We start from the raw sequence: 17,009 nt of genomic DNA, 5'->3' as shown, positions 1-17,009 counted from the left end.
CGCGGCCGCGATCAGCGCTCGACGTAGGCCATCGAGCGCAGGGCGCGCTCGAGGTGCCAGGCGAGGTACGCCGAGACCAGGGTGCTGGCCTCCTTGAGGCTGCGGGCGTCGGTCGCCTCGACGACCGGCCAGTCGCCGGCGAGCAGGGCCCCGAGGACGGCCACGGTGTCGGGGGCGGGGCTGGCCGAGCCGGGGACCCGGCAGGTGGCGCAGAGGATGCCGCCCATGGACGGGTTGAACCAGCGGTGCCGGTTCCCCTCCGAGGGCAGCGTCCCGCAGCGGGCGCAGTGGTCGAACGACGGCGCGTAGCCGGCGACCGCGAGCGAGCGCAGCAGGTAGGAGTCGAGGACCTGGCCGGGCGCCCGCTCCCCCGAGGCCATCGCGCGCAGCCCGCCGACGAGCAGCAGGAACTGCTGGACCGACGGCTCGCGCTCCTCGGCGACCAGCCGGTCGGCGGTCTCCAGCATCACGGTGCCGGCGGTGTAGCGCTCGTAGTCCGCGCCGAGGCCCGACGAGAACGGCGACAGCGTCTCGGCCTGGGTGATGATGTCGAGGTTGCGCCCCTCGGCGAGCTGCAGGTCCACGTGGGTGAACGGCTCGAGCCGGGAGCCGAATTTCGACGACGTACGCCGCACGCCCTTCGCGACCGCGCGCACCAGCCCGTGCTGACGGGTCAGCAGGGTGATGATGCGGTCGGCCTCCCCCAGCTTGTGGGTGCGCAGCACGATCGCCTCGTCGCGGTAGAGAGGCACGGGTTCATTCTCCCCCGCCGTAGGTCGGAATCGGGGCTCGGCACACCGATCCGGCCCCACCGCAGCAGCACCGGCCCGCCCGACAGGACGAAGTCCGCGTCCCGCCGGCCGCCACGCCTGGGCAGCACCCCGCCCGGCGACTTCCTCCTGTCGCCCGGGCCTCGGCACCCCGGAGGACCGGGCTCAGGCGCGACCCGCCCGCCGCGAACGACGCGGCGTCTTCCAGCAGGTGAGCGCGAACTCGGCGGTCGCGCGGTTCAGCCGCTCCGGTGCGATCCGCCACTCGAGGATGCTGCGGGCGCGGACGAAGGTCGCGTTCGGCATCTCCTCGGCCAGCATGGCGGCGTCCGCCGCCGGGTGGATCGGGTCGGCGGGGTGGCCGACGACCAGCGCCGGCGCCTGGATCCGGCGGCGCTCCTTCGAGGACGGCGCCACCCGGCCGAAGAAGAGCCCGTGCACGACGGCGGCGACCGAGTCGGCCCGCTGGTTGCACGTGTCGAGGCCGATCCCGACCCAGAACGGCACCAGGCCGCGCGGGATCGGGCGGGTCAGCACCCGCAGGCCGTTGACGGTGAAGGGCAGGAAGCGGGCCGCGAACATCAGCGGCGCGAACGCGATGATCCCCGCCTCGATCGCGTTGTTGAGCACCGGCATCTCGACGACCAGGCCGCGGATCCGCTCGGGCGCGAGCACCGCGACCTCGAGCGAGACGTTGGCACCCAGCGAGGTGCCGCCGACGACCGCCTCGGGGGCGCCGAGATGGTCGAGGAGGGCGACGACCTGCTCGGCCCAGGCGGTCATCGAGTAGACGAGCGGGTCGGCCGGCCGATCCGAACGACCGTGCCCGAGCAGGTCCAGCGTGACGACGTGCAGTCCCTCGGCGGCCAGCGCCCGGGCGAGCGGCTGCTGCATGCGGCGCGGCATGAGCTGGCCGTGCAGGAGCACGACCCAGGCGTCGCCGGCGCCGTACTCGGTGTACTCGAGTCGGTCGCGGCCGGAGTCGCTCTCGAGGAAGAACTGTCCAATGCGCTCGGAGACCAGCATGACCGCAATCTAGTCGCGCCACCCGCTCCCGGCTGGGAGCGTGGGCGACATGAGACTCGCCGACATCGAGACCTACTACGACACGGTGCCGCGCGCCGCGGCGACGGTCGAGGAGGTCGGGCCCTTCACGCTGTTCGTCGCCGACCCCGCCACGGGGTGGCAGTTCTACGCCCGGCCGCGGCTCGGCGGCACCGCCGACCTCACAGACGACGACGTACGCCGGGTGCTGGACCAGCAGCGCGAGCGCGGCCTGCCGCCGGCGCTCGAGTGGGTCGACGAGGTCACGCCGTCGCTGCTGCCGGCCGTCCGGGTGGTGCTCGCGGAGTCCGGCCAGGAGGACCGCCTCGAGCTGTGCCCGCTGCTGGCGCTGCCGCCCGGCACCGCGCTGACCACCGGTCCTGGCCGGACCCGGGTCCTGACCGCCGACGACCCGGACCTCCCGGCCACGGTCTCCGCCGTGAGCGCGGGCTTCGGGGAGCGCGACGAGCTCCGCCCGCACGACGTCGGCCGGCGCCCGGAGCTCATCCGGGCGGGGCTGCTGGCCGTCGTGGCGGCGTACGACGCGAGCGGCCGGGTCGTGGGCGGGGGCGCCACCGCGCCGCGCGGCACGACGACCGAGCTGACCGGCATCGGTGTCGTCCCGTCCGCGCGCCGCCGGGGCCTCGGCTCGGCCGTCACCACGACGCTCGTGGACGCGGCCCGGGCCACCGGCGTCGACCTGGCGTTCCTCTCGGCCGGCTCGGACGCCGCGGCCCGGGTCTACGAGCGCCTCGGCTTCGAGCGCGTGGGCACCGCCTGCATCCTCGCGACGGGCTCCTGAGCGCGCCACCCGCGTGGGGAGTCGCGGAGTCGGCCCCGCTGGTCGAGACTGGGCCCCATGACGACTCCGGGTGTCCGTCCCCCGCGGTGGGGCACGGCACTCGGGATGCTGCTCGCGATCTACCTCGCGGGCGTCGGAGCCGTCCTCTTCGCCCCCGAGGGCGACCCGGTGGCCACGTTCTGGCCCGCCGCGGGCCTCGCGGTCGCCCTGCTCGCCCTCTCACCGCGGTCGTGGTGGCCGCCGCTGGCGCTGGGGGTGGTCGCCTTCAGCGGCGCCGCCAACGTGACCGGCGGCCGCGACCTCGACGTCTCGCTGCTCTTCGGGATCGCGAACGCCGCCGAGGCCGTCGTGGCGGCGTGGATCCTCCAGCGCGGCACCACCGGCCGCCCCCGGCTGGACACCCAGGACGACTTCCTGCGCCTGGTCGAGGCCGCCCTGCTCGGCGGCCTCACCATCGCGGCCGGCGCCACGCTGACCGTCCTGGTCGTCGGCGACGGCTCGGCCGTCGAGACCTGGCGGGCCGTCTTCCCCTCGCACGGCGCCTCGACCCTGGTGCTCGTGCCGGTGGCGATGACCCTGCACCACGCGCACCCTCCGACCAAGCGCCTCGAGCTGGTCCTGCAGGCAGTGGCGCTGACGGTCGTGACCCTGCTGATCTTCTCGCCGCAGCAGTCGCTGTCCCTGACCTTCATGGCGCTGCCCTTCCTGGTCTGGGCCGCGCTCCGCTTCGACATCCGCGTCGTCGCCTGGGAGCTGGCCGGCTTCGCGGCGCTGACGACCTTCCTGACCGCGCGGGGCTTCGGCCCCTTCGGCGACAGCCTCGCCACGGGCCGGATCGATGCGTCGGGGGCCGGCGCCCTGACCCAGGGTTACCTCCTCTGCGCCGCGCTGATGTCCCTGCCCCTGGCCATCGCGGTCGAGCAGCGGCGCAACCTGCTCGCCCGGGTGAGCAGCAGCGAGCTGCTCTTCCGCCGCAACTTCACCGAGTCGCTCGCCGGCATGCTGCTGATGCGGCGCGACGGCGACCGCCTCGACATCTTCGACCTCAACGACACGGCCACGCAGCTGCTCGGGGGCGACGGCGAGCCGCTGGTCGGGCGCTCCCTCGACGACATCCTGGACACCTCCGAGCAGCTCGACGTCGTGGCCGGCCGGATGCTCGACGGCACCCTCGAGGGGTGGAAGGCCCAGACCGGCCTGGTCGGGCGCCCGGGCGCCCGGATCAACGTCGCGCTGTCGCTGCTGTCCCGCGAGCCGGACCCGGTCTTCGCGGCCCAGCTCCAGGACGTGACCGCGGAGCACCAGGCGCGGACCCAGCTCGAGGCCGCCGAGAAGCTCACCAGCGCGACCCTCGACACCACCGCCTGCCTGATCCTGGTGACCGACCTCGACGGGACGATCGTCCGCGTCAACGCCGCCACCACCCAGCTGACCGGCTTCACCGAGGCCGAGCTCCTGGGCCGCCCCGTGTGGGAGACCGCCATCGCCCCGGCGTACGCCACCGAGCTCGCCTCCCTGCTCGACGGGCCGAGACGCGACGACGCGACGGCCGTGCGCGAGGCCGACGCGTCGACCAAGTGGGGCGACAAGCTGCGCATCGTCTGGAACGACAACGTCGTGCGCGACCAGCAGGACCGTCCCGTCCACGTCGTGCTGACCGGCATCGACGTCACGGCCGAGCGGGCCACCGCGGGGCTGATGTCCCACCTGCTGCAGGCGGCGATCACGACCGCCCTCATCGGCATCGACACCCGCGGCCGGATCACCGTCTTCAACTCCGGGGCCCAGCACCTGCTGGGCTACCACCCCGACGACATGATCGGGACGCCCTTCACCCAGCTCCTCGAGCCCGAGCAGCTGCTCGCCCGCACGGGCGCCCGCAGCGCGGACACCGCCTTCGCCGCCCTGACCGGTGGCGTCGGCCCGGACGGCGAGACCACGCCACGCGACTGGACCTGGGTCGCGAGCGGCGGTCGGCACCACACCGTCGCGATGACGCTGAGCGTCGCGGCGGACTCCTTCGCCGCGCAGGTCGGCTTCCTCTGCGTCGGGCGCGACGTCACCGAGCAGCGGCACAGCCAGGAGATGCTGGTCGCGGCGCTCGACAAGGAGCGGACCGCCGTGGAGCGGCTGCGCCAGCTCGACGAGGCCAAGAACGAGTTCGTCTCCACGGTGAGCCACGAGCTGCGGACGCCGGTGACGAGCATCGTGGGCTACACCGAGATGCTGGCGGACGGGTCGATCGTGGACCCCGATCCCGACCAGCTGCCACTGCTGCGGACGATCGCCCGCAACGGCGAGCGGCTCATCGTGATCTGCAACGACCTGCTCCTGCTCAGCGGCCTCGACTCCGGCGCGCAGCACTGGGAGCGCGAGACCCTCGACCTCGTCACCATCCTCGACCCGGCCGAGGAGGCGGTCCGCCCGCTGCTGACCGCCCGGGACCTGGCCTTCGAGATCGAGCGCCCCGACGGGCCGGTCGTGGTGATGGGTGACCGGGCCCAGCTCGAGCGGGTCCTCATCAACCTGCTCAGCAACGCCGTGAAGTTCACCGACGACGGCGGCACGGTCCGCTGCCGCATCGAGCACCACACCGACGAGGCGTGGCTGGTGGTGGCCGACGACGGCATCGGGATCCCCGAGGAGGAGCAGTCCGGGCTGTTCCAGAAGTTCTTCCGCTCCTCCACCGCTCAGGAGCGGGCGATCCAGGGCACCGGGCTGGGCCTGTCGATCGTGGCCGCGATCATCGCGGCCCACGGCGGCCGGATCGGTGTGGAGTCAGCGCACCTCAAGGGCACGACGTTCACCGTCCGGCTGCCGCTGAAGCGGCCCGGGTCGCGCTGACCCCGGGCCGCTCCGGGCCGCTCCGTCGTCAGCGGGGGCGGTGGCCGGTGAACTCGACGACCTGCTGGAAGGTCGGGCGGTTCTGCCAGTCGATCGGGCGGACCCCGACGACGCCGGCCGTGACCGAGCGGATGTCGTCCTCGGACTTGTCGTAGGTCAGGTCGCCGACCTTGGTCACGCCCTGCTCCTTCAGCATCCGGGTGACCGCGGCAGCAAGCGAGGCCCGCAGCGCCGAGCGGCACGCCGCGCGCTTGCCGCGGCCGCAGTAGGAGACGTCGTACGGCGCCGCCACGCGCTGGCCGAGCACGGAGCGCAGCTCCTTGTTGACGTAGCCGTACCAGGCGACGCCGTTGAAGGAGGAGCCGATGCCCTGGCGCGGGTGGTCGTCGAGCTTCTGCGGCAGCTGGTGCACGAGCTTGCTGCCGAGCCCGCCGCGCAGCACGGTGTAGGCGACCGACTTGCGGCCGTGCTCCCACCAGTCGTCGAACAGCGCGATCGCGGCCTGGTGGGCGTAGGCGCCGTCCCGGTCGCGGTCCACGCGCTCGGCGCCGTCGGCGACCCACGCCTTCAGCAGCGTGCGCGCCGCGGCGGTCCTGGGGTCCTTGCCGATCACGCGCAGCAGGAGGGGCAGGGTGGACGCCGCGCGCGAGTCGGCGGTCGCGCCGCCGGACATCACGCCGACCATCTGCTCGATGGTCAGCTTGCCCCTGCGGAGCTGCGCCTGCAGGCGCTTCTCGAGCGCGAGCGAGCGGTAGACCGAGCCGTAGCTGAAGTTGTCGTCGGCGGCACCGAAGCCGGGCGCCGGCTTGTTGTTCCAGCTGACCAGGTAGCCACGCTTCGGGTTGGTCTGCTGGGCGTGACCGGCGTACGACAGCCAGCCCTTCCAGTCGTACTTCCGCGCGCCCCACCGGGGCAGGTCGGAGTCGACGCCGTTCGCGCGCTTCGGCAGCAGGCCCGAGGAGTAGTAGGAGATGTCCTGGTCGTCGGCGTAGAACCAGTTGAAGGTGTAGTCGATGTCGCTCGAGGCCCGCTGGAAGCTCTCGGCGTCGGTCACGAACCCGGGGTCGTTGAGCTCCTGGAAGCCGAGGACCGAGTCGACCTCGTGGCCGTAGGTCGAGCGCTGCAGCACGATCGCGACGGGCTTGCCGTGCACGGTGGTGCGCTCCTGGACCAGGCCGTGGCGGGTGCGCAGGACCTGGAACTCGTAGGTCTTGGGCGGGTTCTGCGAGCCGGCGCCGGGCGTCGTGGTCTCGCTGTGCGTGAACTGCTGGATCGGCCGGCAGGCCTTGCCCACGCGGTACGACGTGGAGTCGACGGTCGGCTTGCTGCCGTCCTCGTTGCAGAGCCGCTCGACGACGGTGTCGACGTTGTCGCTGCCCGCGCTGGTCGCCGACCACGCGTAGTCGACGCCGCGGCCGAGCTGGACGAACAGGTTGGTGCCGGCGAAGGCGACGCCCCGGGCCTGGATGCCCGGACCGTTGAGGACCTCCTCGGTCAGCAGCTGGGGCGCGTAGTAGCCGGTCTGCGGGCCCATCACGGCCAGCGGCTTCCCGGTGGCGCTGTGCGCCGCGTCGAGGAGGACGGCGTTGCTCATCCCGTGGCGCTCGAGCGCCAGGTCGATGGTGGTGCCGTCGGGGAGGTCGATCGTGCCGGCCCCGGAGCCGGCGCCCCGCGGGGCTGCCGGGACGGCTGCCGAGCGCGAGGTCGGGTCGCCCGAGCCGGGGGCGGTCTTCCCGCCGACGTCCGGCAGGGCGACGCCGGGCTTGCCGGGCTTGATGCCGCCGGTCTCGTACGGCGTGCGGATCTCCGAGGTGGACGGCGCCTCGGGGTCGTTCTTCTCGCGCAGGTCGTCGTAGACCGTGCGGGCCTTGCGCGGCCCGAACTTCTTGGTCAGCGCCTGGAGCCAGGCGGCGTTCTGCACCTCGTGGCCGCCGCCCTTGCCGAAGATGCCGCCGACCAGCGAGGCGACGTAGACGATGTCGGCGCGGGTCCACGGCTCGGGCTGCTTCTGGAGCGCGGCGTACTCGACCGGGCAGGACGGTGCGGCCACCGTCGGGCACATCGCGTCCTGGGCGGCGTTCACGCCCTCGAGGTAGGCGTCGACCGCGGCGATCAGCTTCGGCCCGGCGGGTCCGGCGTTGGCGGCCGCCCTGTCGATCTGGGCCGTCGCCTCCTCGGGCGTGTAGTACGCCGACGCGAGCTGGGCGCGGTCCATCGCGACGTTGCCGGGGGTGTCGCCGGCGAACTCGGCGAGCCGGGCCTGGCCGGTGTGGCGCAGCACGTCCATGAGGAACATCCGGTCCTCGGTGGAGGCGTAGCCGGCGCCGAACTCGACGCCCTCGAAGGTGGTGCCGTTGATGAACGGCACGCCGAACCGGTCGCGCTGGATGGTGACGTCGTCGCGCGGGGTGCTGGTGCTGACGACCTCGTCGGGGGTGAAGTTCTCGGTCTTGAAGAGCCGCTCGATGTCGGCGTGCGTGATCGCGGACGGGTCGACCTTCGTCAACCCGTCGTACATCTCGAGCTGGTCGGCGAAGTTCTTCGGCGTGGTCGGCGTCGCGGTGGTGGAGCCGCCGAGCTGGAGGAGGTCCGTCGCCGTCGTCGTGCCGTTCGAGCCCGGCGGCAGGATGTTGTAGAGCCGGCCGTAGGGATCGTCGCCCGCGGCCGCCGGCGCGGCGCTGCCGGCCGCGATCGGGGTCAGTCCCGCCAGCGCCGTGGCGGCGGCGAGGACGGCGGCGGCACAGGCAGTACGGCGCATCGGGGCTCCTGGTGCTGGGGGGTGTGACCTCGTGCACAACGACCCCGGGGGCCGCGAGGTTACGACCCGTTAACCCCGTGTCGGGCAGACTCGTCCCATGCTGGTCCGACCGCTCGTCGCGCTGGGTGCCGTGGCCCTCGCCGCGACCGCGTGGGCGGGCATGGACCACCGCCCCGTCGGGCCGTCCGCGGGCCCGGCCGCCGCCGCTTCCGGACCGTGCCGGACCCTGACCGACCCCGCCGCCGCGGTCGACCTCCCCGAGGGCTTCACCGACCTGCTCCGCTCCCGCGCGGGCGTGGTCGTCACCGCCGTCGGCCGGCCCGTCGCGCGCGACCTGGACCGGGCGCGCGAGCGCGGCACGATGGCGGGCTACGGTGGCGACGCCCCGTTCCTCTGCCGGGCCGACGTGACCGGGGGTGACGCCGGTGTCGAGGGGCGCGCGGTGATGGTGGTGCGCGAGCACGTCGACGTACCCGGCTTCGGCCCCAGCGGCGCCGAGGGCTCCTCGGTCAGCACCACGTGCGTCACCTTCGTGCGGCCCGGGTCCGGGACGGCGTACGGCGGCGCGCTGTGCTTCGGCGACGGCTCCGGCCCGACCGTCGTCGCCCCCACCGAGCCGCCCGAGGACGCCTGAGGCGAGCGACGCTCGCTTCATCACGGGATGCAGGTGAAGCAGTGCCTCCCACGGTGAATTCGCCATGGGAAGCAGGACTCCGCCTGCATCCCGTGATGAAGCAGAGGCCCGCGAGCCGAGCCTCTGCCGCCATGCGTCAGAGGACGAGGCGTCGAAGAGTCGGCAGGACGCTGGCCGCGAGCGCCGCGTGACCGGCGTCGTTGGGATGGATCCCGTCGTCGCACAGCAGGTCCGGGTCGTCGCCGACGGCGTGCGCGGAGTCCTCGGCGTGGACCAGACCCAGCTCCTTCGCCGTGGCGACGAGCCAGTCGAGGACCGTCGTGAGTCGTTGCGATGTCGCGCGGGCAGGAACGTACGCCGTCACCACGACGGGCACGCCCGGGAGCTCGTTGCGCAGCCGGATGAGGTCGCGGCGCATGCTGGCGCGGATCTCGTCCGCGTGGTGGTCGACGAAGCCGGCGTCGTTCGCGGCCAGGCAGGTGACGACGACGTCCGGGGCCAGGTGGATAGCGGCGTCCAGGAGAGTCGTGTCCGTCGCCGAGGGGGTCAGCTCGCCGGCGGTGTCGCGCGGACCTCGCCTGCGGAACCACCCCATGCCGTCGACGGCGAGGTCGACGCCGCGCCAGCCCAGCTCGGCGCAGACGAGCCCAGTCCACCGGGCGGTCGGTGTCGTCGTACCCCGCCAGCCCGTGACGATGGAGTCGCCGTAGAAGACGGCGGTCGGATGCTTCCTCGCGCGGGAATCGGTCGGCACCGGTGCACTCTAGGACGCGACGAAGGAGGATCTCCGGCACCAGGTGCCGGAGATCCTCCTTCGTCGGGGCCGAGCGGCGCTGCTACGCGCGGTTGACCGCCGAGATGACCGCCTTGAGCGACGCGGTCACGATGTTGGCGTCGAGGCCGACGCCCCAGAGGATCTGGTCGCCGACGGCGCACTCGACGTACGCCGCCGCGATGGCGTCGCCGCCGGACGACAGGGCGTGCTCGGCGTAGTCGAGGACCCGCACGTCGAACTCGTTCGGCAGCTCGTTGATCGCGTTGACGAAGGCCGCGATCGGGCCGTTGCCGGTGCCCTCGAGCGTGGTGAGCTCGCCGTCGACGTACACCTGCGTCGTGAGCGCGTCCTTCTCCCCCGCGGCCGACGAGGTGTGCACCGAGTCGAGCTTGAGGGGTGCCTCGCGGTGGAGGTACTCCGAGGAGAACACGTCCCAGATCGTCTCCGGCGACATCTCGCCGCCGTCGGCGTCGGTGCGCTCCTGCACGACCCGGCTGAACTCGATCTGCGCGCGGCGCGGCAGGTCCAGCTTGTGCTCGGCCTTGAGGATGTAGGCCACGCCGCCCTTGCCGGACTGGCTGTTGACGCGGATGACCGCCTCGTAGGAGCGGCCGACGTCCTTCGGGTCGATGGGGAGGTACGGCGCCTCCCACGGCAGCTGCCCGACCGGCACGCCCTGCTCCGCGGCCTGGCGCTCCAGGTCCTCGAGGCCCTTCTTGATGGCGTCCTGGTGGGAGCCGGAGAAGGCCGTGTAGACGAGGTCGCCCGCGTAGGGGTGGCGCGGGTGGACCGGCAGCTGCGTGCAGTACTCCACCGTGCGGCGGATCTCGTCGATCCCCTGCCCGCCCAGGGAGAAGTCGATCATCGGGTCGACGCCCTGGCTGAAGAGGTTCATGCCGAGGGTCACCAGGCAGACGTTGCCGGTGCGCTCGCCGTGGCCGAAGAGGCAGCCCTCGACGCGGTCGGCACCGGCCATCATGGCCAGCTCGGTGGCGGCGACGGCGGTGCCGCGGTCGTTGTGCGGGTGCAGCGAGATGACGGTGCTCTCGCGCCGGGTGAGCTGGCGGGAGAACCACTCGATCTGGTCGGCGTAGACGTTGGGCGTCGCGGACTCGACCGTGGCCGGCAGGTTGAGGATGATCTCGCGACCGTCCTCCGGCTGCCACACGTCGGAGACGGCCTCGCAGACCTCGAGGCTGAACGGCAGCTCGGTCGAGGTGAAGATCTCGGGGCTGTACTCGTAGCCGATCACGGTCATGTCGAGGTGGTTCTCGCCGTACTTCATGACCAGCTCGGTGCCGCGGACCGCGATGTCCTTGATCTCGTCCTTGCCGGCGTGGAAGACCACGCGGCGGAACAGCGGCGCGAGCGCGTTGTAGAGGTGGATGTTGGCGCGGGGTACGCCGACGAGCGACTGCACGCTGCGCTCGATCAGGTCCTCGCGGGCCTGCGTCAGCACCGAGATCGTGACGTCGTCGGGGATCCGGTCCTGCTCGATGAGCTGGCGCACGAACGAGAAGTCGGTCTCGCTGGCCGACGGGAAGCCGACCTCGATCTCCTTGTAGCCCATGGCCACGAGCAGGTCGAACATCTTCATCTTGCGGGCCGGCGTCATCGGGTCGATGAGGGCCTGGTTGCCGTCGCGCAGGTCGGTGGAGAGCCACCGCGGCGCCTGGGTGATGGTGGCGCTGGGCCAGGTGCGGTCGGGCAGGTCGATCGGGGGGAACGCGTGGTAGCGCTCGACCGGCATGCCGCTGGGCTTCTGCGTGGGGATGGTCATGGGGTCCTCGACTGGTCGGTGCTGGTGGCCGGTCGCACGCGAGCACTCCGCAGCGAGGTGGTCCGGCTCTGGCTCAGACCTCGCTGCGGCAGCGAAGAAGCAGCTGGCGCATCATGACCTCGCCACTGTAGCGCGCACGGAATCAGGTGGCCCCGCGGCGTTCGGGAAGCGAGACTGCGCCCGTGGACCTCCAGCTGCTCGACCCCCGCGACCTCGAGCTCGACCTCGCCGAGCGGATGGTGGCCGTCGACCGGGCCTCGCACGAGCACGCCGGCCTCGAGCTCCCCGTGCAGTCGGGACCCTCGCGGATGTTCTCCCTGCAGCACGGCAACAACGGTCGGCCGGTGGACGCGGTCTGGGTCGCCGGCACGCTCGACGCACCGGTGGGCTGGGGCCTGGTCGAGCTGCCGTTCCTCGACAACCGCGACCTCGCGTCGCTGCGCGCGATCGTGACGCCCGCGCACCGCCGGACCGGCGTGGGCGCCGCGCTGCTGGAGCGGATGACCGCCTTCGCGCGCGAGCACGGCCGCACCCAGCTGACGACCGGCGCCTGGCAGGGCACCGACGGCACCGGCTTCCTCGAGGCGCAGGGCTTCACCACCGCCGGGCAGCACCCCTACGCCGTACGCCGTCTCGACCTGCACGACGACCCGTCCCGCTGGGAAGCGGTGTACGCCGAGGCCGCGACAGCGGCGGCGGGCTACGAGCTCGTGCGGGTCGTCGGGCCGGCCGACGAGGCGATGGTGCCGGACCTCGTCGCGCTGCACGAGGCGATCAACGACGCGCCCGCCGACGAGGGCATGGAGCCGGACGTCTGGGACGCCGAGCGGGTCCGGACGTACGACGCCTCGATGGTGCGCCGCCACCAGACGACGTACCGCGTGCTGGCGCGCCACACCGCCACCGGCGCGTGGGCCGGGATGTCGCTGCTGTGCGTCGACGAGTTCGCCCCCGCCGTGGCCTTCCAGGAGGACACGACCGTCGTGCGGGCGCACCGCGGGCACCGGCTCGGCCTGCTGATGAAGTGCGAGATGCTCCGCTTGCTGGCCGCCGAGCGGCCCGAGGTCGGCGCGACCGACACCTGGAACGCCACCGACAACCACCACATGATCGCGGTCAACGAGCGGCTGGGCTGCCGGGTGATCGCGACGCACGTGGGCTACCGCCGCCAGGTCTGAGGGTTCAGCCGCGCCAGCCGGGCGTGCGCGAGCGCGGCGCGGGCGGCGTTCATCCCCGGGGCCCCGTGCACGCCGCCGCCGGGGTGCGCGGACGACGACCCGAGGTAGAGCCCGGCGATGCCGGTCTCGGCGCGCCCCAGCCCGGGCACCGGGCGGAACACCAGCTCCTGGTGCAGCTGGGCCGTCCCACCGCCGATCGAGCCGCCGACGAGGTTGGCGTTGCGGGCCTCGAGCTCGCGCGGGCCGAGCACCCGCCGGGTCCGGACCCGTGAACCGAAGCCCGGGGCCAGCCGCTCGAGCCGCGCCTGCATCCGGTCGGCGAAGCGCTCGCAGTCGTCGCGGTCCCAGACGCCCCGGATGCCGCCCTCCCCGGCGTCCGTGCGGACGTCCTGCGGGACGTGCGTGTAGGCCCAGAAGGACTCCGTGCCCGCGGGCGAGCGGGTGGGGTCCGTGGTGGTCATCTGGCCGGCGAGCAGCATCGGCTCCGCCGGCACCGCGCGTGCGGCGACCTGGCTGAAGGCCTCGGACATCTTCTCCACGGAGTCGCCGACGTGCACCGTGCCGGGCGCGTACGCCGGCTCCGAGGCCCACGGCACCGGCCCGTCCAGCGCCCAGTCGACCTTGACCGTCGAGGGGTCGAGCTGGAAGGCCCGCATCCCCTTGACGACGCGTGCGGGCAGGTCCTCGGTCGGCACCAGCCCGCCGTACAACCTCGGCGCGACCACGTCGGCCACGACCGCCCGCCTCGCCGTGATGCGCTCGCCGTCGGCCGTGCGGACACCGGTGGCGCGCCCGCCCTCGACGTCGACCCGGGTCACCGGGGTCGAGCACTCGACCTCCCCGCCGAGCGAGCGCAGCCGGGACGCGAGCGCCTCGGTGAGCCGGCCGGCGCCCCCGACCGGCACCGGGAAGCCGACGGTCTGGCCGAGCATCGTCATCAGCAGGCCCATCAGGCCGGAGCCGGTGGCGTCGAGCGGGATGTCCGCGTGCCCGGCGTTGCCGGCCAGCAGCAGCGCCGGTCCGACACCGCCGAAGCGGGAGCGGCCGAGCTCGGCAGCCGGGGTGAGCAGGGTGCGGACGAACGACAGCCCGCCGACCGACGGCAGCGCCGCGAGCCCGCGCAGGCCCGCACGCACCGGGGGGAACGGCGTGAGCAGTCCCCCGACCAGCGCGGGGCCGATCCGGTCCCACTCGGCGCACAGGGCCAGCCAGGCCTCGCCGTCCCCCGGGTGCGCGGCGTCGAAGCCGGCTGCGGTCACCGCGCGGTCGCGGTGCAGCAGCGCCCAGCCGCCGTCCGGCGTCGGGTGGCCGAGGACGGCCGGTGCGTGCGCCCAGGTGAGACCGTGCTCCTCGAGCCGCATGGCCCGCAGGAACGGCGAGGCGGCCGACAGCGGGTAGAACGCGCTGAAGGTGTCGTGCACGAAGTCGGGGTCGACGTCGCGGGCGCTGCGCACCGCGCCGCCGACGTCGGGCTGGGCCTCGAGCACCAGCACCGACCAGCCGGCGTCGGCCAGGTGGTTGGCCGCGACCAGGCCGTTGGGTCCGGCCCCGATCACCACGACGTCGTACGAGCGGGTGGTCATGGCGCCAGTCTCACCGGTGCCCTCAAGGCCGGCGCTCGCACACGTAGGCGAGGCGCCGCAGCGCCTCGACATTGCGCCAGCGCAGCGGGGGGTCCTGCAGGGGCTTGGGCAGGAGCGCGGCAGGGCCGTCGACGGCCTGCTCCTCGATGACGACCTCGGTCTCGGCGCCGCGGGCGCGCAGGTGGAGAGTGACCTCCGCCGCGCCCGTCGGCCACGCCTTGGCCTTGAGCTTCAGCATCGCGCCGGGGGTGGCGTCGAGGACCTCGGTGTGGTCGTCGATCAGCAGCGGCCAGGCCCCGACCGAGTGGTGGATCCGGCTGCCGACGGCCGGCCAGTCCTCGTCGACCTCGCGCATCCGGGAGGCCCCGACCACCCACAAGGGGTAGAGCCAGCCGTCGGCGAGCACCTCCCAGACCTGCTCGGGGGTGGCATGCATGACGCGGGTGTTGGTGCTCATGCGATCTCCGTGCCCACCGGTCGACGAAGTACGCCGTTCGTGCGGTCACACGACGTCCAGCGCCGTGATCCGCTGGAAGTTGCGTCCACCCCGGCGAAACGTCGCGACGACTGCCGCCGGAGTGCGGTGCTCCTCACGAGGCTCGCCCCAGGCGCAGGCGCGGACGTGGACGAGGTCTGCGGCGTACGCCGCCGGCTCGGTGTCGTAGCGCCACGGCCCGCTCAGTGTGCCGGCGACGAAGCGCCCGTCCGGGTCCCGCGTCCACACGGTGGAGCCCTCGGGCACGGCGGCGAACCGTTCCAGTCGACGGGCCGTCCGTTCGTCGTGCTCCCGGGCGGTCAGGTCGAGCGCGTCGCGCAGGTCGCGCGGGATCCGCTCGAGGCGCCCGCCGATCCCGCAGAGGCCGAGCGCCAGGGCGCGTTCGACCGCGAGGGACGCCTCGACGTCGTCGCGTCGCGAACGCATCGGGGCGCGGTAGGACTCCATCCGACCAGTCTGCATCCGTCCAGACTGCCGCGCGCGGCAGTCAGCCTGCGTGCAGGTGGTCACGGCGTCGCGAGCGCGTAGGGCGATCGGACGCGGGTACGGCCTCGGCATGGACACGACGAAGAGCGACCAGAAGCCGTCCGAGCACGCGGACCCCGAGGCCGGGGACAAGGTGGACTCCCCCACCGATCTGGACTCCCACTCGCGCCGCTACGTCCTGCGCAAGACGGTCCGGGAGTTCTCCAAGGACCAGTGCACGGACCTCGCCGCCGCCCTCACCTACTACTCCGTGCTGGCGCTGTTCCCCGCCGCGATCGCGCTCACCTCGATCCTCGGGGTCGTCGGGCAGGGTCCGCAGGCCGTCAAGGAGGTGCTGCGCGTCATCGACCGGCTCGGCGGCGGCTCGCTGGTCGACAGCATCCGGCCGACCCTCGTGTCGATGGCGGACTCGCCGTCGGCGGGGCTCGCGCTGGTGCTCGGGCTGGCCGGCGCGCTGTGGTCCGCGAGCGGGTACGTCGGCGCCTTCGGGCGCGCGATGAACCGGGTCTACGAGATCGACGAGGGCCGACCGGTGTGGAAGCTGCGCCCGGTCCAGCTCGTGCTGACCCTCGTGCTGGTCGTCCTCACCGCCGCCGTACTGCTTGCCCTGGTCGTCACCGGGCCGGTGGCGACGGCGGTCGGCGACGCCATCGGCCTCGGCTCCACCGTCGTCCTGGTGTGGAACATCGTGAAGTGGCCGGTGCTGCTGGGCGTCGTCGTGCTGATCGTCGCGCTCCTCTACTACGCGACCCCCAACGTGAAGCAGCCGAAGTTCCGCTGGGTCAGCGTCGGCGCGGTCCTGGCGATCGTCACCTGGATCCTGCTGTCGGTCGCCTTCGGCTTCTACGTCGCGAACTTCTCCTCCTACGACAAGACCTACGGCTCGCTCGGCGGGGTCATCGCCTTCCTGCTGTGGCTGTGGCTCACCAACCTCGCGCTGCTCTTCGGCGCCGAGCTGGACGCCGAGCTCGAGCGCGGCCGCGAGCTGCAGTCGGGCATCGCCGCCGAGGAGTCGATCCAGCTGCCGCCGCGCGACACCCGGAACATCGAGAAGGCGAAGAAGAAGGAGCTCGACGACGTACGCCGTGGGCGCGAGCTGCGGGTGCGCAACCACCGTCTCGCCCACCGCCACGTCGGGCCGGACGGCGACGAGGTCCGCGAGGACCCGGCCGACCGGTGACCCTCGGTGCCGGCCGGGCACCGCGCGGTGCGACGATCGTCGCCATGAGCGACGACACCCGCACCATGCGCGAGCGGATGCTCGCCGGCGAGCCCTACATCGCCGACGACCCCGACCTCGAGCGCGAGAGCCTGGCCGCCCGGGACCTGTGCCACCGGATCAACCAGCTGGTGCCGAGCGACAAGCAGACCCGTCGCGACCTCTTCCGCGAGCTGCTCGGCTCGGTCGGAGACGACACGGAGATCCGGGCGCCGTTCCACTGCGACTACGGCTACCAGACCACGATCGGCGCGCACACCTTCATCAACTTCGGGCTGATGTGCCTCGACGTCGCCCGGATCACGATCGGCGACCACGTCCAGATTGGACCGAACGTCCAGCTGCTCACCCCCACCCACCCGATCGACCCCGACCTGCGCCGCCAGGAGTGGGAGGGCGCGCAGCCCATCACGATCGGCGACAACGTCTGGCTCGGCGGCGGCGTCATCGTCTGCCCCGGCGTCACCATCGGTGAGAACACCGTCGTCGGCGCCGGCTCGGTCGTCGTCGGCGACCTGCCCGCCGACGTCGTCGCCGTCGGCACCCCCGCCCGCGTCGTCAGGCGCCTCACCGACGACGACCCGTCCGCCGCCGGCTCCCGGACCTCGCTGCCCCTCATCACCCCCGGCCGCTGAACCCG

Annotated in this window: 14 protein-coding genes; 6 read left to right on the top strand and 8 right to left on the bottom strand. The window is 73.1% G+C overall.

Annotated elements, in window-relative coordinates; all coding sequences use genetic code 11:
- Positions 1-11: 11 nt before the first annotated feature.
- Together recO and H5V45_RS18770 are read right to left on the bottom strand one after the other, a co-directional pair.
- Positions 12-752 (bottom strand): DNA repair protein RecO, encoded by a 741-nt coding sequence (gene recO, locus H5V45_RS18775; RefSeq protein ID WP_185254341.1) that lies wholly within the window; start codon positions 750-752, stop codon positions 12-14.
- Between the two features lie 183 nt (positions 753-935).
- Entirely contained in the window at positions 936-1,796 is an 861-nt protein-coding gene (locus H5V45_RS18770) for an alpha/beta fold hydrolase (protein ID WP_185254340.1), read from the bottom strand.
- Between the two features lie 49 nt (positions 1,797-1,845).
- Between H5V45_RS18770 and H5V45_RS18765 the strand changes: the two genes are divergently transcribed.
- Together H5V45_RS18765 and H5V45_RS18760 are read left to right on the top strand one after the other, a co-directional pair.
- On the top strand, positions 1,846-2,616 hold the full coding sequence (locus tag H5V45_RS18765; RefSeq protein WP_185254339.1) for a GNAT family N-acetyltransferase: 771 nt from the start codon (positions 1,846-1,848) through the stop codon (positions 2,614-2,616).
- A gap of 57 nt (positions 2,617-2,673) precedes the next feature.
- Positions 2,674-5,460 carry an ATP-binding protein gene (locus tag H5V45_RS18760; protein ID WP_185254338.1) on the top strand — a complete coding sequence of 929 codons (2,787 nt, stop codon included), beginning with the start codon at positions 2,674-2,676 and terminating at the stop codon, positions 5,458-5,460.
- 28 nt (positions 5,461-5,488) lie between these two features.
- Here the strand turns inward: H5V45_RS18760 and H5V45_RS18755 are convergent, their stop codons facing one another.
- Complete coding sequence (locus H5V45_RS18755) at positions 5,489-8,218, bottom strand: penicillin acylase family protein (protein WP_185254337.1); 2,730 nt, start codon at positions 8,216-8,218, stop codon at positions 5,489-5,491.
- 97 nt (positions 8,219-8,315) lie between these two features.
- Here H5V45_RS18755 and H5V45_RS18750 point away from each other — a divergent pair, with 97 nt between their 5' ends.
- Positions 8,316-8,852 carry a hypothetical protein gene (locus H5V45_RS18750; protein ID WP_185254336.1) on the top strand — a complete coding sequence of 179 codons (537 nt, stop codon included), beginning with the start codon at positions 8,316-8,318 and terminating at the stop codon, positions 8,850-8,852.
- 136 nt (positions 8,853-8,988) lie between these two features.
- Here H5V45_RS18750 and H5V45_RS18745 read toward each other — a convergent pair whose 3' ends face one another.
- Entirely contained in the window at positions 8,989-9,606 is a 618-nt protein-coding gene (locus H5V45_RS18745) for a GDSL-type esterase/lipase family protein (RefSeq protein WP_185254335.1), read from the bottom strand.
- Positions 9,607-9,688: 82 nt separating this feature from the next.
- The gene (gene leuA, locus H5V45_RS18740; protein WP_246415926.1) at positions 9,689-11,407 is read right to left on the bottom strand and encodes a 2-isopropylmalate synthase; all 1,719 of its coding nucleotides are present in this window, start codon (positions 11,405-11,407) and stop codon (positions 9,689-9,691) included.
- A gap of 182 nt (positions 11,408-11,589) precedes the next feature.
- Here leuA and H5V45_RS18735 point away from each other — a divergent pair, with 182 nt between their 5' ends.
- A complete protein-coding gene (locus H5V45_RS18735) occupies positions 11,590-12,585 on the top strand; it encodes a GNAT family N-acetyltransferase (RefSeq protein ID WP_185254334.1) in 996 nt (331 codons plus the stop codon).
- Here H5V45_RS18735 and H5V45_RS18730 read toward each other — a convergent pair.
- Genes H5V45_RS18730 through H5V45_RS18720 form a run of 3 tightly spaced genes read right to left on the bottom strand, consistent with a single transcriptional unit; the run spans position 12,567 to position 15,111 of the window.
- A complete protein-coding gene (locus tag H5V45_RS18730) occupies positions 12,567-14,168 on the bottom strand; it encodes a phytoene desaturase family protein (RefSeq protein ID WP_185254333.1) in 1,602 nt (533 codons plus the stop codon). The two genes, H5V45_RS18735 and H5V45_RS18730, sit on opposite strands and share 19 nt — an antisense overlap.
- 22 nt (positions 14,169-14,190) lie before the next feature.
- A complete protein-coding gene (locus tag H5V45_RS18725) occupies positions 14,191-14,625 on the bottom strand; it encodes an SRPBCC family protein (RefSeq protein WP_185254332.1) in 435 nt (144 codons plus the stop codon).
- A 45-nt stretch (positions 14,626-14,670) separates the two neighbouring features.
- Entirely contained in the window at positions 14,671-15,111 is a 441-nt protein-coding gene (locus H5V45_RS18720) for a GAF domain-containing protein (protein WP_185254331.1), read from the bottom strand.
- 109 nt (positions 15,112-15,220) lie between these two features.
- Between H5V45_RS18720 and H5V45_RS18715 the strand changes: the two genes are divergently transcribed.
- Together H5V45_RS18715 and H5V45_RS18710 are read left to right on the top strand one after the other, a co-directional pair.
- Positions 15,221-16,330, top strand: a complete 1,110-nt coding sequence (locus H5V45_RS18715) for a YihY/virulence factor BrkB family protein (RefSeq protein WP_221634052.1) — start codon at positions 15,221-15,223, stop codon at positions 16,328-16,330.
- A 44-nt stretch (positions 16,331-16,374) separates the two neighbouring features.
- Positions 16,375-17,004 (top strand): sugar O-acetyltransferase, encoded by a 630-nt coding sequence (locus H5V45_RS18710; RefSeq protein ID WP_185254330.1) that lies wholly within the window; start codon positions 16,375-16,377, stop codon positions 17,002-17,004.
- Positions 17,005-17,009 lie beyond the last annotated feature (5 nt).

Source organism: Nocardioides luti (assembly GCF_014212315.1).
GTDB lineage: Bacteria > Actinomycetota > Actinomycetes > Propionibacteriales > Nocardioidaceae > Nocardioides > Nocardioides luti.
This window is presented reverse-complemented; position numbering and strand designations above follow the sequence as displayed.

What these genes read in the sequence shown, in the direction of transcription:
- H5V45_RS18770 (WP_185254340.1), bottom strand. Translation starts at nt 1,796, where the DNA reads ATGCTGGTCTCCGAGCGCATTGGACAGTTCTTCCTCGAGAGCGACTCC.
- H5V45_RS18765 (WP_185254339.1), top strand. Translation starts at nt 1,846, where the DNA reads ATGAGACTCGCCGACATCGAGACCTACTACGACACGGTGCCGCGCGCC.
- H5V45_RS18760 (WP_185254338.1), top strand. Translation starts at nt 2,674, where the DNA reads ATGACGACTCCGGGTGTCCGTCCCCCGCGGTGGGGCACGGCACTCGGG.
- H5V45_RS18755 (WP_185254337.1), bottom strand. Translation starts at nt 8,218, where the DNA reads ATGCGCCGTACTGCCTGTGCCGCCGCCGTCCTCGCCGCCGCCACGGCG.
- H5V45_RS18750 (WP_185254336.1), top strand. Translation starts at nt 8,316, where the DNA reads ATGCTGGTCCGACCGCTCGTCGCGCTGGGTGCCGTGGCCCTCGCCGCG.
- leuA (WP_246415926.1), bottom strand. Translation starts at nt 11,407, where the DNA reads ATGACCATCCCCACGCAGAAGCCCAGCGGCATGCCGGTCGAGCGCTAC.
- H5V45_RS18730 (WP_185254333.1), bottom strand. Translation starts at nt 14,168, where the DNA reads ATGACCACCCGCTCGTACGACGTCGTGGTGATCGGGGCCGGACCCAAC.
- H5V45_RS18725 (WP_185254332.1), bottom strand. Translation starts at nt 14,625, where the DNA reads ATGAGCACCAACACCCGCGTCATGCATGCCACCCCCGAGCAGGTCTGG.
- H5V45_RS18720 (WP_185254331.1), bottom strand. Translation starts at nt 15,111, where the DNA reads ATGGAGTCCTACCGCGCCCCGATGCGTTCGCGACGCGACGACGTCGAG.
- H5V45_RS18715 (WP_221634052.1), top strand. Translation starts at nt 15,221, where the DNA reads ATGGACACGACGAAGAGCGACCAGAAGCCGTCCGAGCACGCGGACCCC.
- H5V45_RS18710 (WP_185254330.1), top strand. Translation starts at nt 16,375, where the DNA reads ATGAGCGACGACACCCGCACCATGCGCGAGCGGATGCTCGCCGGCGAG.